General features: G+C 69.4%; 11 protein-coding genes and 2 pseudogenes. 8 read left to right on the top strand and 5 right to left on the bottom strand.

Annotation, left to right across the window (positions count from 1 at the left end; translation table 11 throughout):
- The first annotated feature begins 68 nt into the window (after window positions 1-68).
- The 6 genes and pseudogenes from ACYVMZ_RS36060 to ACYVMZ_RS36035 all read left to right on the top strand — a co-directional run bounded on the left by ACYVMZ_RS36060 (window position 69) and on the right by ACYVMZ_RS36035 (window position 6,541).
- Window positions 69-1,430 (top strand): ABC transporter substrate-binding protein, encoded by a 1,362-nt coding sequence (locus ACYVMZ_RS36060; protein ID WP_461087107.1) that lies wholly within the window; start codon window positions 69-71, stop codon window positions 1,428-1,430.
- Between the two features lie 144 nt (window positions 1,431-1,574).
- Window positions 1,575-2,372, top strand: a complete 798-nt coding sequence (locus ACYVMZ_RS36055; protein WP_461087106.1) for a rhamnogalacturonan acetylesterase — start codon at window positions 1,575-1,577, stop codon at window positions 2,370-2,372.
- A gap of 33 nt (window positions 2,373-2,405) precedes the next feature.
- Entirely contained in the window at window positions 2,406-3,716 is a 1,311-nt protein-coding gene (locus ACYVMZ_RS36050) for a pectate lyase family protein (protein WP_461087105.1), read from the top strand.
- A 105-nt stretch (window positions 3,717-3,821) separates the two neighbouring features.
- Window positions 3,822-4,952, top strand: a complete 1,131-nt coding sequence (locus tag ACYVMZ_RS36045; protein ID WP_461087104.1) for a pectinesterase family protein — start codon at window positions 3,822-3,824, stop codon at window positions 4,950-4,952.
- A gap of 1 nt (window position 4,953) precedes the next feature.
- Window positions 4,954-5,218: pseudogene (locus tag ACYVMZ_RS36040) on the top strand (pectinesterase family protein); the annotation flags it as partial.
- 237 nt (window positions 5,219-5,455) lie between these two features.
- Window positions 5,456-6,541: a dienelactone hydrolase family protein gene (locus ACYVMZ_RS36035; RefSeq protein WP_461087103.1), complete on the top strand. Its 1,086-nt coding sequence runs from the start codon at window positions 5,456-5,458 to the stop codon at window positions 6,539-6,541.
- A 3-nt stretch (window positions 6,542-6,544) separates the two neighbouring features.
- On the opposite strand, the gene ACYVMZ_RS36030 is transcribed toward ACYVMZ_RS36035, so the two are convergent.
- The gene (locus ACYVMZ_RS36030; RefSeq protein WP_461087102.1) at window positions 6,545-8,752 is read right to left on the bottom strand and encodes a family 43 glycosylhydrolase; all 2,208 of its coding nucleotides are present in this window, start codon (window positions 8,750-8,752) and stop codon (window positions 6,545-6,547) included.
- Window positions 8,753-8,990: 238 nt separating this feature from the next.
- On the opposite strand from ACYVMZ_RS36030, the gene ACYVMZ_RS36025 reads away from it, so the two are divergent.
- Window positions 8,991-10,145, top strand: coding sequence for a right-handed parallel beta-helix repeat-containing protein (locus ACYVMZ_RS36025; RefSeq protein WP_461087101.1), 1,155 nt, complete (start codon window positions 8,991-8,993; stop codon window positions 10,143-10,145).
- Window positions 10,146-10,155: 10 nt separating this feature from the next.
- Here ACYVMZ_RS36025 and ACYVMZ_RS36020 read toward each other — a convergent pair whose 3' ends face one another.
- From ACYVMZ_RS36020 to ACYVMZ_RS36005, 4 genes are all read right to left on the bottom strand, one after another.
- Entirely contained in the window at window positions 10,156-11,187 is a 1,032-nt protein-coding gene (locus ACYVMZ_RS36020; protein WP_461087100.1) for a LacI family DNA-binding transcriptional regulator, read from the bottom strand.
- Between the two features lie 76 nt (window positions 11,188-11,263).
- Window positions 11,264-12,100 carry an ATP-binding cassette domain-containing protein gene (locus ACYVMZ_RS36015; RefSeq protein WP_461087099.1) on the bottom strand — a complete coding sequence of 279 codons (837 nt, stop codon included), beginning with the start codon at window positions 12,098-12,100 and terminating at the stop codon, window positions 11,264-11,266.
- On the bottom strand, window positions 12,097-13,110 hold the full coding sequence (locus tag ACYVMZ_RS36010) for an ABC transporter permease (protein ID WP_461087098.1): 1,014 nt from the start codon (window positions 13,108-13,110) through the stop codon (window positions 12,097-12,099). The genes ACYVMZ_RS36015 and ACYVMZ_RS36010 overlap by 4 nt, the downstream gene beginning before the upstream one ends.
- A gap of 166 nt (window positions 13,111-13,276) precedes the next feature.
- The gene (locus ACYVMZ_RS36005; protein ID WP_461087097.1) at window positions 13,277-14,305 is read right to left on the bottom strand and encodes a substrate-binding domain-containing protein; all 1,029 of its coding nucleotides are present in this window, start codon (window positions 14,303-14,305) and stop codon (window positions 13,277-13,279) included.
- Between the two features lie 263 nt (window positions 14,306-14,568).
- Between ACYVMZ_RS36005 and ACYVMZ_RS36000 the strand changes: the two are divergent.
- Window positions 14,569-14,895 (top strand): annotated as a pseudogene (locus ACYVMZ_RS36000) (PfkB family carbohydrate kinase); the annotation flags it as partial.
- Window positions 14,896-15,211: the final 316 nt, after the last annotated feature.

Raw genomic sequence — 15,211 nt, 5'->3', positions numbered from 1 at the left:
GGTCCGTGCGCCTCTCAGACCCCCCACAACTTCACATTCCGTTGGATCCAGAAGAAGAGAGCCGACCAATGAAGATCAGCATTCTCAGGAGCATCACAGGCAGGCGCCGTACGTCGGTCGCCGTCGCCCTGGGCGCCGTGCTCGCGCTGACCGCCACCGCCTGCGGTGACGACGGCAGCGGCGCGGGCGGCGACGAGGGCGCCGAGGGCAGCGGCAAGGGCAAGATCGTCTTCTGGGACAACAACGGCGGTGTCCGCACCGAGATCTGGAAGGAGATCATCGCCGACTTCGAGAAGGCGAACTCGGACATCGACGTCCAGTACGTCGGGATCGCCTCCACCGAGTACCAGTCCAAGGTCGACACCGCCATCCAGGGCGGCGGTCTGCCGGACGTCGGCGGTGTCGGCGCGGCGATGCTCGCCGGGTTCGCCGCGCAGAACGCGCTCGAGCCGCTGGACGACCGGCTCGCCAAGTCGTCGCTGAACGGCAAGCTCAACAAGGACATGGTCGAGTCGCTGAAGGCCGCCGGCGGCGGCGACGACAAGCTGTACTCGATCCCGACCTCCGCGAACAACGGCGTCCTGTACTACCGCACCGACCTGTTCAAGAAGGCGGGGCTGGAGGAGCCGACGACCTGGGACAGGTTCTACGAGGCCGCGGAGAAGCTCACCGACAGGGGCAAGAACGAGTTCGGCTACACCATCCGTGGTGGCGCCGGCTCCATCGCCCAGGCGCTCGACGCCATGTACGGGCAGTCCGGGATCACCTCGTTCTGGGACGCGAGCGGTGAGAAGACCACGGTCAACGACCCGAAGAACGTCGAGGCGCTGGAGAAGTACGCCGGGCTGTACAAGAGGGTCACGCCCGCCGCCGACCTCAACAACGACTTCACCAAGATGGTCGCGCAGTGGGACTCCGGCACGATCGGCATGCTCAACCACAACCTGGGCTCGTACCAGGACCACGTGAAGGCGCTCGGGGTCGACAAGTTCCGGGGGATTCCGCAGCCGACCGGGCCCGGCGGCAAGCGGGTCCAGGTGTCCAACCCGGTGGACGGGCTCGGGCTGTTCAAGAGCTCGAAGAACAAGGAGGCCGCCTGGAAGTTCATCGAATTCGCCCTCTCGCACGAGGAGAACTCGAAGTTCAACGCGTCGGCGGGGCAGGTGCCGGCGAACATGGACGCGGCGAAGGATGCGTGGATTTCGAAGGCCGAGCCCACGAAGCTGGCCGCTGACGCGCTGAGCGACGGCTCGACGACGATCGTGCAGCTGCCGTACTACCTGCCGGACTGGAACACCATTTCCAAGGCCGACAATGAGCCGAACTTCCAGAAGGTGCTGCTCGGGAAGATGAGTGCGAAGGATTTCCTGGACACGCTGGCTGAGCAGCTGAACGAGGCTCAGGCCGAGTGGAATCAGCAGAACGGTTAGTTCTGTGCCGGGTTTCGTCGTGGGGCGGTTCGTGGTTCGCGGACTGCGGGCCGTCCCGTGGCTGGGCGCGTCCACGCGGCGGTGCCGCACATGGATACAGCCCCGCGCCTCCCTCAAGGTCCGTCAGCGAAAGGGACGTTCATCGTGTCACTCAGTCGCAGACAGCTCACCGGGGCGGCCGTCGCCGCTGTTCCGCTCGCCTTCGCCATGACCGGTACCGCACAGGCCACCGGTCGGCGTACTCGCACCCTCTACATCGCCGGTGATTCCACCGCCGCACAGAAATACGCCGACGCCGCTCCCGAGACCGGGTGGGGAATGGCGCTTCCGTTCTTCCTTCACAAGGACCGGCCGGTCGCCAACCATGCCGTCAACGCGCGCAGTTCGAAAAGCTTCGTCGACGAAGGCCGGCTCGATGTCATCCTCGGTCAGATCCAGCCGGGCGACTTCCTCCTCATCCAGTTCGGGCACAACGACCAGAAGGTGAGCGACCCCGCCCGGTACACCGAGCCCTGGTCGACGTACCAGGCGTATCTGCGGCAGTACGTCGACGGTGCGCGGGCGCGTGGGGCGCGGCCCGTGCTGGCCACGTCCGTCGAGCGCAGGAGGTTCGACGCCGACGGCGACGCGGTGCCGTCGCACGGCGACTATCCGGCGGCGATGCGGGCGCTCGCCGAGGAGGAACGGGTCGCGCTGCTCGACATCCAGGCGCTGTCGTTCGCGCTGTGGCAGGAGCTCGGGGCCGAGGAGACGAAGAAGTACTTCAACTGGACCGCCACCGAGCAGGACAACACGCACTTCAATCCGCCCGGTGCGATCGCGGTGGCGCGGCTCGTGGCGCGGGAGCTGCTGCGCACACGGGTGCTGGCGCCGCGGGATGTGCGCCGGCTGGACGAGCAGATCCCCGAGTCCTGGATCACCTGGCCGGAGGCCGCCGCGTAACACCCCCCGACCGAGAAGGAAGAGAGCCGCACCATGGACGTACGCAAGTGTCATGATCATGGCAGGTTGAGGGTGGCCGCTCTGGTGGGCTGCACCGCCCTCGTCCTGTCCTTGACCGGTACCGCCGCCCAGGCGGGGGGCCGCGACCTCGGCCGCGAGGTCCTCGCCGCCAAGGACGGCTGGGCCTCCGAGGGCACGGGCACGACAGGTGGTTCCGCCGCGGACGCCGAGCACGTCTACACGGTCACCACCTGGGAGGAGTTCAAGGCCGCCCTCAAGGACGGCGGATCGGCACCGAAGATCATCAAGGTCAAGGGGATGATCGACGCCGTCTCGCAGGGCTGTGAGGCGTTCGAGGCCGAGGGGTACGACTTCCAGAAGTACCTCGCCGCCTACGACCCGGCCGTCTGGGGACACGACAAGCCGGTAAGCGGTGAGCAGGAGGACCTGCGGGCCGCGTCCGCCGCCAACCAGGACAAGGTCATCAAGGCGAGCGTTCCCGCGAACACCACCATCGTCGGTGTGGGGAAGCGTTCCGGGATTCTCGGCGGCAGCCTGCAGATCAAGGGCGTGGACAACGTCATCCTGCGCAACCTCACCATCGAGGCCCCGGTCGACTGCTTCCCGCAGTGGGACCCGACCGACGACAACAAGACCGGCGCCTGGAACTCCGAGTACGACGGCGTCGTCGTTTACGGCTCCACCCATGTGTGGATCGACCACAACACGCTCAGCGACGGCCGCTACCCCGACAGCGGCCTGCCGTCCTACTTCGGCAAGACCTACCAGCAGCACGACGGCCTGGTCGACGTCGTACGCGGCTCCGACCTCGTGACGGTGTCCTGGAACTCCTTCAAGGACCACGACAAGACCATGCTGATCGGCAACAGCGACAGCGCCGCCGCGACCGACGCCGGCAAGCTGAGGGTCACGCTGCACCACAACCGCTTCGAGGGCATCGTCGAGCGTGCGCCGCGCGTGCGGTTCGGGCAGGTCGACTCGTACAACAACCACTTCGTGGTCACCAAGGGCCAGAAGTTCGGCTACGTCTACGGCATCGGCAAGGACTCCCGGCTCGTCGCCGAGCACAACGCCTTCACGCTGGCGGGCGGGATCAGCCCCGCGAAGATCCTGAAGAAGTGGAACGAGGCGCCGCTCACCGCCGCGGACAACTACGTCAACGGCAGGCTCACCGACCTGATCGCCGTGCACAACGCGGAGATCCCCGGCGAGACCCTCCAGTCGGGTGCCGGCTGGTCCCCGGCCCTGCGCACGAAGGCCGACTCGCCGAAGGCGGTCCCGGGCATCGTCGGTGCCCGCGCGGGCGCCGGCCGCCTGTGCTGACGTCCCCCTGAACCGGCCGGGGCGGCCCGCACCGCACCCCCAGCAGGGGTGCTCCCGCCCCGGCCCTTCCACCCCGCACGAGCCGCACATCGAAGGAGCACCCGCATGGCCTCGCTCCACCTCCAACTCGCCCTGTCCAGAAGGGGGTTCTTCAGGGCCGGCGCCGGAGCGGGCGCCGCGCTCGGCCTGGCGTCGGTCCCCGCCCGGGCCGCCGCCCGGCCCCGCCCGTTCGGCCGGTACGGCTCCCCGGCCGCCCGCCCGACCCCGAAGACCCTGTACGTCCACCCGGGCGGTGCCGGCGACTTCACCACCGTCGCCGCAGCCGTGACCGCCGCGAACGGCACGGGATACACCCTGGTCATCGCCCCGGGCATCTACCGGGAGACGGTCGCCGTCGACGCCGGCCGCACCGGGATGTCCTGGATCGGTGCCTCGGAGAACCCCCGGGACGTCGTCATCGTGTACGACAACGCGGCCGGCACCCCCAAGCCCGGCGGCGGCACGTACGGCACCACCGGTTCCGCCACCACCACCGTCCAGGCGGACGGCTTCACCGCCCGCTGGATCACCTTCGCCAACGACTGGCTGCGCGCCGACCACCCCGAGATCACCGGCACCCAGGCCGTCGCCATCAAAGTGCAGGGCGACCGCTCCGCCTTCCACCAGTGCCGCTTCCTCGGCCACCAGGACACCCTGTACGCCGACTCGATCGCCCTGACCGCCTTCGCCCGCCAGTACTACGCCCACTGCTACGTCGAGGGCGACGTCGACTTCGTCTTCGGCCGGGCCACGGCGGTCTTCGAGCACTGCCACTTCCGCACCCTGAACCGCACCGACCTGGGCGGCGCCCCGTACGGCTTCGTCTTCGCGCCCTCCACGGCGGGCGCCAACCCGCGCGGCTACCTGGTGCTGAAGAGCCGCGTCAGCAGCGAGGCCCCCGACGGCCACTACAAGCTGGCCCGTCCCTGGGTGCCCAGCTCCGACCGCACCGCCCGCCCGATGCTCACCGTCCGGGAGACATGGCTGGGGCCCGGCATCGACGCGGTCGCGCCCTACACCAACATGTCGGACGCCTTCCCCTGGCAGAACCAGCGCTTCGCCGAGTACCGCAACACCGGCCCGGGCGCCGTCATCACCGTCCCCGAGAACCGGCCCCAACTCACCGCCGAGCAGGCCGAGTCGACGACCCGGGCGGCCTGGCTGGGCGACTGGCGGCCGGCGAAGGAGGCCTGCTGAGATGCACCGGCGCACCCTCCTCACCGGCATCGCCGGCGGCCTGGTCGCCGCCGGCACCCAGCCCGCCTTCGCCTCGGCCCGCCGCCACGTCCTGCACGTCCGCCCCGGCGGCTCGGTCCAGGCGGCCGTGGACGCGGTCGACGGGCCGGGCCGGACGATCGTCGTGCACCCGGGGACGTATCGAGAGGTCATCGAAATCCCGGCCGAGAAGGCGGAGGTGACGCTGCGGGGCGCCACCGGTGACCCGCGTGACGTCGTGAGCGTGCTCCGCCACCCGCGCGCTGGGCCGTCCCTCGCGGTCGCGGCCTACGGAGGGGAGCACTTCCGCGACACCGGCTCGTGGTTCAACGGCCGGCCCGCCCGCCTGGACGCGGTGGCCGGCGGCCTCGGCCTCACGGACGAGGTCGGCTGGGACCCCGCCGACGTCTACGACTACCGGGTCCTGAGGTCCCCCTCGGCGGTAGAGCGGTACGTCCTGCGCCACGCGGGCGCCGGGAGGCCGTATGACCACCAGTGAGGCGATGGACCTGGTCGGCGGCAACCTCCCCGGCTTCCACCAGACCCTCAAGGACGAGCTGACCTTCCCACTGGCCTGGGGGACGTCACCCGTCCGCGACTTCCGGGCATGGCGACGCGCCGCCCGCGCCAAGGTCGAGGAGCACCTCCTCGTCGAGCGGCAGGACAGCACGCCGTACGCACCCGAGTACCGTGCGCCGTCCCAAGCCGACGGCTACACACGGGAGTTGGTGACCGTCTCCCTCACCCGCCACGAACGCGTCCCCGGCGCCCTGCTCACCCCGCACGGCCCCGGGCCCTTCCCCGCCGTCCTGCTCCTGCACGACCACGGAGCCAGGTTCGACATCGGGAAGGAGAAACTGGTCCGGCCCTGGTACGACGAGACGCGCCTCGCCTCCGCGCGGGCCTGGGCGGACCAGTACTTCAGCGGCCGGTTCGTCGGCGACGAACTCGCCCGGCGCGGTTACGTCGTCCTGTGCCTGGACGCGCTCGGCTGGGGCGACCGAGGGCCGCTCGTCTACGACCAGCAGCAGGCCCTGGCAGGCAACTTCTACAACCTGGGGTCGTCGCTGGCCGGGCTCATGGCCCGTGAGGACGCCCGTGCCGCCGGTTTCCTGGCGGGCCTCGCCCGCGTGGACGCCCGCCGCATCGCGGCCGTCGGCTTCTCCATGGGCGCGTACCGCGCCTGGCAGGCGGCCGCGCTGAGCGACGACATCGCCGCCGCGGCCGCCGTCTGCTGGATGACCGGCCTGAAGGAGATGATGGTGCCCGGCAACAACACCCTGCGCGGGCAGTCGGCGTACTACATGCTGCACCCCGGGCTCGCCCGGCACCTCGACATCCCCGACGTGGCGAGCATCGCCGCGCCCAGGCCGATGCTGTTCTTCAACGGCGGGCGCGATCCGCTGTTCCCCGCCGACGGGGTACGCGTCGCGTACGACAAGCTGCGTGCCGTCTGGCGGTCGCGTCGCGCGGAGGAGCGGTTGCGCGTGAAGACGTGGCCCGACCTGGGCCACGTCTTCACCGACCGCATGCAGGACGAGGTCTTCAGCTGGCTCGACGACGTCCTGTGAGGCTCACCGGCGTACGGGCTTGATCCCCTCCAGGGTCGGCACCACCGGCTCGATCGTGCCGTCGGCCGCGAAACGCAGGCGGTCGATCGTCGTCTCGCGGTGCGTGCCGTCCCCGCCCGGCCTGCCCGGGCCGTTCAGGGCGAACCGGTGGTAGACGATGTACCAGTCGTCCGTGCCGGGGGCGTTCACCACGGAGTGGTGGCCGGTGCCGAGGATGCCGTACTCCGGTCGCTTCTGCAGGATCGTGCCCCGCTTGGTCCACGGGCCGAGCGGGGACGGGCCCGTCGCGTAGGCCACGTGGTAGTTCTCGCTGCGGGTGTCGTCCTCGGACCACATGAAGTAGTACGTGCCGTTCCGCTTGATGACGAAGGAGCCCTCGCGGAAGTTCGCCGGGGTGATGTCCTTCACCTTCGACGCGTCGAACGACACCATGTCGTCGTTCAGCGGCACGACGTAGCCGCGCCCGTTGCCCCAGTACAGGTACGCCTGGCCGTCGTCGTCCGTGAAGACAGCCGGGTCGATCATCTGGCCGCTCCAGGACCCGCCCTTGGCGACCAGGGGCTTGCCCAGCGCGTCCTTGAAGGGGCCGGCCGGGGAGTCGGCCACCGCCACGCCGATCTGCTGCTCGGCGCAGAAGTAGAAGTAGTACGTGCCGTTCCGTTCCGCGATCGCGGGGGCCCAGGCGTACTTGTCCGCCCAGGAGACGTCCGGCCCCAGGTCGAGGATGACGCCGTGGTCCTTCCAGTGGACCAAGTCCTTCGACGAGTACGCCTTGAACTGCGTGCCGCTCCAGCCCCGGAAGCCGTCCGTCGTCGGATAGATCCAGTACTCGCCGTTCAGGTAGTGGACGTCCGGGTCGGCGTTGAGGCCGGGCAGGATCGGGCTGCGGGTGCGGACCGCCTCCACCGTCCAGGTGCGTTTCGTGCCGTCCGCCGCCGTCACCGTGTACGTCTGCGGCTTGCGGAAGTCGCGGCGGGTGCCGGAGCGCGGGCTGATCGTGGCCCCCTCGGCGACCCACAGCTTCGGGGCCAGGTTCCTCAGATCCGCGTCGGGCTGCATGGGCAGCACGACCTTGCTCGAGGACTCGGTGACGACCGCGTACCCCTTCTGGTCCTTCGCCGTCGCGTCCACGACGGAGGTGGGGGCGCTCGGATACGCGGCCAGCAGGCGGTCGTACTCCTCCTGCGTCACGGGGAGCACGGTGCCGTGCCGGGGGCTCGCCGGGAGTTGGTAGTTCGTGGAGGGGGTCCACTTGCCCGAGTCGAGGTCGGTCGTCTCGAACGGGATGTAGCCGCGACCGCCGTACTCGTCGATGAACAGGTACCACTTCTTCTCGGTGTTGGACTTGAAGACGGTCGGGCCCTCACCGCGGTCCATGGCACCGTTGCCGATGCAGTCCGTGACGAAGTCGTACTTCGTCGACGTCAGGGACGTCGACTTCTCGCCGGTGATGAACTTGGCGCACGGCGAGCTGGAGGTCGGGTCCCGCTCGTCCTTGGTGTAGCGGTAGTACGTGTCCTGGTGCTTGACGACCGTGGAGTCGATGACCGAGTAGCCGGGGTCGTTCCAGACCTTCGGCTCGCTGAAGGTGCGGAAGTCCTTCGTGGTCGCGTACAGCATCTTGTTGTACGTGCTGCCCTTGTGGTCGGGGTCGTCGGGGCCGTAGAGCTTCGACGCCCAGAAGACGACGTACGCGTCGAGCGCGTCGTCCCAGTAGGCCTCCGGCGCCCAGGTGTTGCCCGCGTTGTCCGGGGAGACCTTCACCAGACGCTGGTCGGTCCAGTGGACCAGGTCGGTGGACTCCCAGACCATGATCGACTTGCTGCCGTGCCGCTGGACGTGGTCCCAGCTGCCGCTGCTGTTGCGGTACATGCGCAGGTCCGTGGCGATCATGTAGAACTTGTCGCCCTCGGGGGAGCGGATCACGAACGGGTCGCGCAGGCCCTTCTCGCCGATGGTGGAGCTCAGCACCGGCTTCCCGGCGTTCAGCTCGCGCCAATGCAGCGGGTCGTTGCCGCGGCTGAGGGCGTAGCGGATCTGTTCGCCGTCGGCGGTGCCCTCGCCGGTGAAGTAGGCGAAGAGGTAGCCGGCGTACTCGGGGTGCTTCACGGGTTCTGCTCCGGGTTGGGCGGTACTGGGCGGGACGGCGAGCACGGAGAGGAGGAGGGCGAGGAACGGGACCAGGAGCGTGCGGGCGGTGTGGCGGCTCATGACACTTCCTGTGTGGATATGGGGGTTTCTGTTGGGTAACGGGGTGCCCTCGGAGTGTCGCCATCGGGGGAGGGGGCGTCAACGGGTGTGCACGGGGCGGGAGGGACCGAAATTTTCGAGATTCCCGCCGACCTGCGGCAACCCCTTCCGGTCATGGCGGCGACCAGCGATCAGAAACGGGCCGGGCGGGCCCCTCCGGCCCCGTTTTCCGTCCCCATCCCTAGGAAAGGAACGCTCCGTGCTGCACAGCACCGGACGCCACCGCAGCACGCGCACCCTCTCCATCGCCGCCGCGGTGGCCTGCGCCGCGGGGGCGGGCGGCGTCTACCTCGGCCTGTCGAACGGCGCCGCCCGGGCCGCCGCCACGACGGTCACCGTCTCCACCACCGACCAGCTCGAGGCGGCGGTGAGGAACGCCTCCGCAGGGACCGTCATCCAGGTCCGCGGCGGCACGTACTACCCGACCGCCACCCTCAAGTCCTCGGCGAGCGGCACGAGTTCGGCGCGGATCATTCTGAAGGCACACAACGGCGAGAAGGTGCGGATCGACGGGTCCAGGCTGCCCGACGGCTCCTGGCTGGCCGAAATCCACGGCGACCACTGGACGGTGGAGAACCTCACCTTCCAGAACTCCCCGGCCCAGGGTTTCGTCGCCACCTCCTCCGTCGGCGGCATCTTCCGGAACCTCGTCACCGCGCACAACGGCGACTCCGGCTTCACCCTGCGCGGCGACGGCACCACGGACAACCTCGTGCAGAACCTGGACAGTCACGGCAACTACGACCCGGCCGCCCACGGTCGGAACGCGGACGGCATCGCCGTGAAGTTCGGCTCCGGGACAGGGAACAGAATCACGGGCGCCCGGCTCTACCACAACTCCGACGACGGCCTCGACCTGTGGCAGTTCTCCTCGCCGGTCACCGTCGAGCATTCCTGGGCCTACGACAACGGTCGGAACCGCTGGAAGGACTCCGCCTTCGAGGGCGACGGCAACGGCTTCGAACTGGGCGGCGGAGGCGCCTCGGCCGCGCACGTCGTCACCGGCAGCGCGGCCTGGCACAACGCCCTGCACGGCTTCACCGAGAACGCCAACACCGGCGCGACGCAGCTGAACCGCAACACCGCGTACGCCAACACCGCCGCCGGCTTCCACTTCCCCACGGGCACGTCACGACTCGGCGGGAACCTGGCCGTGGCCAACCAGGGCGGCCCGGCCGAGCTGGGCGCTTCGACGGTGTCCGCCGGCAACGACTGGGACCGGGGCGTCGGCACCCCCGCCTTCACGTCGACGGACGCGACCACGGCGTACGGGCCCCGGACGGCGGACGGCTCCCTGCCCCCGACGACGTTCCTGGCGACGGGGTCGACGACCGTCGGCTCGACCATGGACTAGGACGTGCCCGTCATGTCTCCCGCATTCCGGGCGCGGGTTGTTCGCCCGATCCGCGGACTATCAATCGGGTGGGCACGGTGATGGTGCGCGCACGGGAGCGGTCGCCATCGAGTCGGGTCAGGGCGGTGGTCGCTGCTGTTCTGCCGATTTCCTCGGGGTCCTGGGCGACGACGGTCAGGGCCGGTTCCAGTGCCTCGGCGAGCGATACGTCGTCGAAGGCGACGACGGCCACGTCCTTGCGCTTGCTGCGAGCGAGTTCGGCGACTATGCCCAGCGCCATGATGTTGTTGCCGGCGAACAGGGCAGTGGGGGGATCGGCCAGTTCGAGCAGCTTCGAGGTCGCGGCCTCGGCGCCCTGCTGGTCGTGCGCGCTGGCGACGAGCGCGCGGTCGTAGGGGATGCCGGCTTCCTGCAGGGCCTCGCGGTATCCGGCGAGGCGTTCGCGGCGGGTGTAGAGCCTGGTGGGCAGGTCGCCGACGAAGCCGATGCGCCGGTGCCCGTGGGCGATGAGGTGGGCGACGCCGTCGTGGGCGCCTGCGCGGTTGGAGCTGACGATGCTGTCCGTGGACAGGCCGACTCCAGGCCGGTCGAGGAAGACCACGGGCAGCCCCGCCGTGCGATGCGGCTTGAGGTGGGAGTGGTCGGCGCCGACGGACGGCACGACGATCAGGATGCTGACGCGGCGGGCGAGGAACTTGTCCGTCAGGGCGCGTTCCCGGTCGGCGTCGTCCGCGGAGGAGCCCATGAGCAGAGTCAGTCCGCGGTCGCGGACGGTGTCCTCGATGGCGCGGGCCACGGCTCCGAAGAAGGGGTTGGCGAGGTCGGGGATGACCAGCCCGATGGTGGTGTCGGGGCCACCGACGCGGATGTTGCGGGCCATGAGGTTCGGCTGGAAGCCCAGCTTGGCCACGGCGGCGAGCACCTGTCCCCTGGTTTCGGCTGAGACGGGTCCGTCCTCGTTGAGGACGCGGGAGACGGTCTTGGCGCTGACGCCCACTTCTCGGGCGACATCTGCCAGGGTCGGGCGGCGGTTCGCTGCCATGGAGGAAACAGACTCCTGTGCTCGTCGGTTCCGGCCGCGGCCCCGGCCGGAACGCGTGAGTGCTTCTGTCGTGTCGTCAGGTGGCCTGGACTCCCGCGGCCTTCGCCGCCTCGGAATCCGCTACGACAGTACCTCCGGCCTCATCGACGGTGAGCGCGCCGGTCATGATGGCGACGACCTCCGCCATGGAGTAGTCGGACGGCTTGATCACCGCGGCGCGCCGGCCCAGCCGGTGGACGTGGATCCGGTCCGCGATCTCGAAGACGTGCGGCATGTTGTGGCTGATCAGGACGACCGGCATGCCCTTGTCCCGGACACGGCGGATGAGGTCCAGGACCTGGCCGGACTCCTTCACACCGAGGGCGGCGGTGGGCTCGTCCATGACGACGACGCTGCGGGCCCAGGCGACGGAACGGGCGACCGCGACGGCCTGCCGCTGTCCACCGGAGAGCGTCTCGACCGACTGCGTGAGCGAGCGCAGGCCGATCTTCAGGTCGGCCATGTGCTCGGCGGCCTCCTGGCGCATGCGCTTCTTGTCCAGCATGCGGAAGACAGTGCCGAGGACGCCGGGGCGGCGGAGTTCGCGCCCGAGGAACATGTTCGAGGCGATGTCCATGGAGGCGGCCACGGCGAGGTCCTGATAGACCGTCTCGATGCCGTGGGCGCGTGCGCTCTGCGGCCCGGAGAACTGGATCGGTTCGCCGTTGAGGCGTATCTCGCCCGCGTCGGGCACCAGCGCGCCGGTGAGGGCCTTGATCAGGCTGGTCTTGCCGGCTCCGTTGTCGCCGATGACGGCGAGGACCTCGCCGGGCATCAGGTCGAAGTCGGCACCGTCGATGGCGGTGACGTGGCCGTAGCGCTTGACCAGACCACGGGCCTGCAACACGGGCGTGGGGGAGGTGGTGGCGGTCATCGGGCCTTCTTCCGGGAGAGCTGGTCGACGGTCACCGCGAGGATCACCAGGACGCCGGTGATCAGGGTCTGGTAGATGGAGGCGACGCCCATCAGCTGCAGGCCGTTGCGGAAGACACCGACGATGAGGACGCCGATGAAGGTGCCCAGCACCGATCCGCGTCCGCCGAAGAGGCTCGTGCCGCCCAGGACGACGGCGGTGATGCTGTCGAGGTTGTCGGTCTGGCCGGCCTGGGGGTCGCCGACTCCGGTACGGGAGATGAGCAGCAGGGCGGCGATGCCGTAGAGGAGACCGGCCACGGTGTAGACGCCGATGGTCAGGCGGGAGGTGCGGATGCCGTTGAGCCGTGCCGCTTCCTGGCTGTTGCCCAGGGCGTAGACGTGCCGGCCCCAAGCGGTGCTGCTCAGCGCGTAGGCGAGGAGGAGGAACAGGGCGATGGTGACCAGCGAGCCGTACGTGATGTCGGTGCGGCCGAGCGGGAAGGTCTGCCCGAGGGCCGTCAGCGGGCCGGGCAGGTTGGTGACCGTCTGCTCCTCGGAGTAGATGTGGGTCAGCGCGAACGCCACGTTGAGCATGCCGAGGGTGACGATGAACGGCGGCAGCGGGATCTTCTGCACCAACAGCCCGTTGAGCAGGCCGAATCCACCGCAGACGGCCAGTCCCAGCGCGATGGCGAGGAGCGGGGGCAGAGTGCCTTCGGCCGCCATCTTGGCGATCATGATGCTGCCGAACGCCATCACGGCTCCGCAGGACAGGTCGATGCCCGCGGTGAGAATGATCAGCGTCTGGCCGATGGCCAGCGTGCCGACGACCATGACCTGCTGCACGATCAGCGAGAAGTTCCCGCCCGTGAGGAACTGGTCGGTCGAGAAGGAGAAGAAGACACAGGCCAGGAGGAGGGCGACCAGCGGGCCCGTGGTCGGTGCCGTGAGCAGTCTGCGGACCGTGGTCGGCGCTTTGAGCTCGGCGTACGGCGTGGACGTGGACGGGGGCGTGGACGTGGCAGTCATGCGAAGTCCTTGTCGGAAGACAGAAGCCCTCGCGCTCCTTGTCGCAGGACAGGAGGACAGGAGGACAAGAGGACAAGAGGACGAGGGGGCGGCCGCCCCCGGTCGGGGAGGAGGGGACGGCCGCCCCGCTGACGGGAGTGGCGAGGGCGTACGGCCCTTGGAGGGCTCAGCCCCAGCAGTTCTCCAGGCCGAAGGCGGTGTCCTTGGACGCGACTCCGTCCTGCGCCTTGTCGGTGATCAGAGTGACGCCCGTGTCCGTGTAACCGGACGCCTTCTTGCCGTCCTTGGCGTACGTCGCGACGGCCTTGACGCCCTCGGAGGCCATCTTCAGCGGGTACTGCTGCGAGGTGGCGGCGATCTTGCCGTCCTTGACGGCCTGGGTGCCGGTGCAGCCACCGTCGACCGAGACGATCAGAACGTCCTTCTCCCGGCCCTTGGCCTTGAGCGCGGTGTACGCGCCGAGGGCGGCGGGCTCGTTGATGGTGTAGACGACGTTGATGCCGGGTTCCTTCTGGAGGCAGTTCTCCATGGCGGTCTGGCCCTTGGCCTGGTCGCCCCCGGTGTCCTGGGAACAGACGACGGAGGAGTCGCCCTCCTTGATGCCGAAGCCCTTGAGGAAGCCGTTGTGCCGCTGGACGCCGACGGACACGCCCGGCGCGAGGTCGAGGGTGGCTATCTTGGCCGCCTTGCCCTTCATGGCGGCCTTGGCGTACTCGCCGATCAGCTCACCGGCCTTGAGGTTGTCGGTGGCGAAGAGGGCGTCGACCGCGCTCTCCGGCTCGGTCGGGGTGTCCAGGGCGATGACCAGGACGCCCTTGGCGCGAGCCTTCTCGATCGCGGGCACGATGGCCTTGGAGTCGCTCGGGGTGATCAGGATGCCCTTCACGCCGGAGGCGACCATGTTCTCGATGGCCGTGACCTGACCGGCGTTGTCGCCGTCGAACTTGCCTGCCGCGGTCATGAGCTTGACGCCCTCGGCCTTCGCTGCCTTCTCCGCGCCCTCCTTCATCTTCACGAAGAACGGATTGGTGTCGGTCTTGGTGATCAGACCTACCTTGACGTCGCCCGAACCGGCGCTGGACGAACCCGATCCGGAACCGGAGCCGGATCCGCAGGCCGTCAGGGTGAGGGCCGCGATGCCCGTGACAGCGGCGGCTCTGAGGAGAGAAGAAGGCAGGCGAGTGGTGCGAGACATGATCGACTCCTGTGGGATAGCGAGCGGCACGGGGCCGGGTTCAGAGCATGCCGCCCGGAGGTGTCATCGATGACTTATGTCATCGTTGACACTGCATGGCGAGGATGATGGACTCCGCCTCCCGGGAACGTCAATGCCTCGCACTCGTCACAAATCGGCAACGTACGCGGCCGTCGCCCACCCGTAGCCGTCCGGCAGCCGCGCCTTGACGCGCCCGGTTCGGCCTAAGGCCGGCGGTCTTCACCGCCGCGCCGGGTTCCCGGTGGCTCGCGGCCGGGGCGCGGCTCGTCGTGATCACGCGTGGCGCCGACGGCGTCCTGGCCTCGCTCGATGGCGAACGGCTGCGGGTGTCCGCTGTGCCGCCGAGCGTCTCCGACGCGGTAGGGGCGGAAGACTCCTTCACAGCCGGGCTGCCGCACCGCCTCGGCGCCCAGGGCCTCCTCGGCGGCCGGCTGACGGAACTCCGTCTCGACGACGTCGCGGAAGCCTGTCCGTTCGCCGCCCGGGTCGCGGCCCTGACCTGCTCGGTCGCCGGTCCCAACCCCCGTGGCAGCCAGTTGGCGCCGTTCGCCACGGCCGGCCGCGGATGACGGTCAGGTGAGCCGCCTGGGATTACGTCGCGTCAGGACTGTTGACGCACCGGCCGGAATGCCCCCATTATCGGGCCCACTTGATGTCATCGATGACACAAGTCAACGATGACACCCGATGACACCCCTTGTCGGCGCCGTGGACGTCGGCGCCGACAAGGCGTCCCTTATTCGCCCGTCCGCGTCGGGCAGCAGGCTCCGCTGCGCGGACGGCCGCAGCACAGGAGTCTCAATGACCAAGTCAAGCCGCTTGCGTGACCGGCGGGGCGGAGGTGAATGCCCGGTTATCACGCAGGAGTGCCCACAGGACGCTGGC

The organism is Streptomyces deserti, assembly GCF_054782695.1.
The sequence above is the reverse complement of the archived record's forward strand: the minus strand, read 5'-3'. Positions and strand labels throughout refer to the sequence as shown.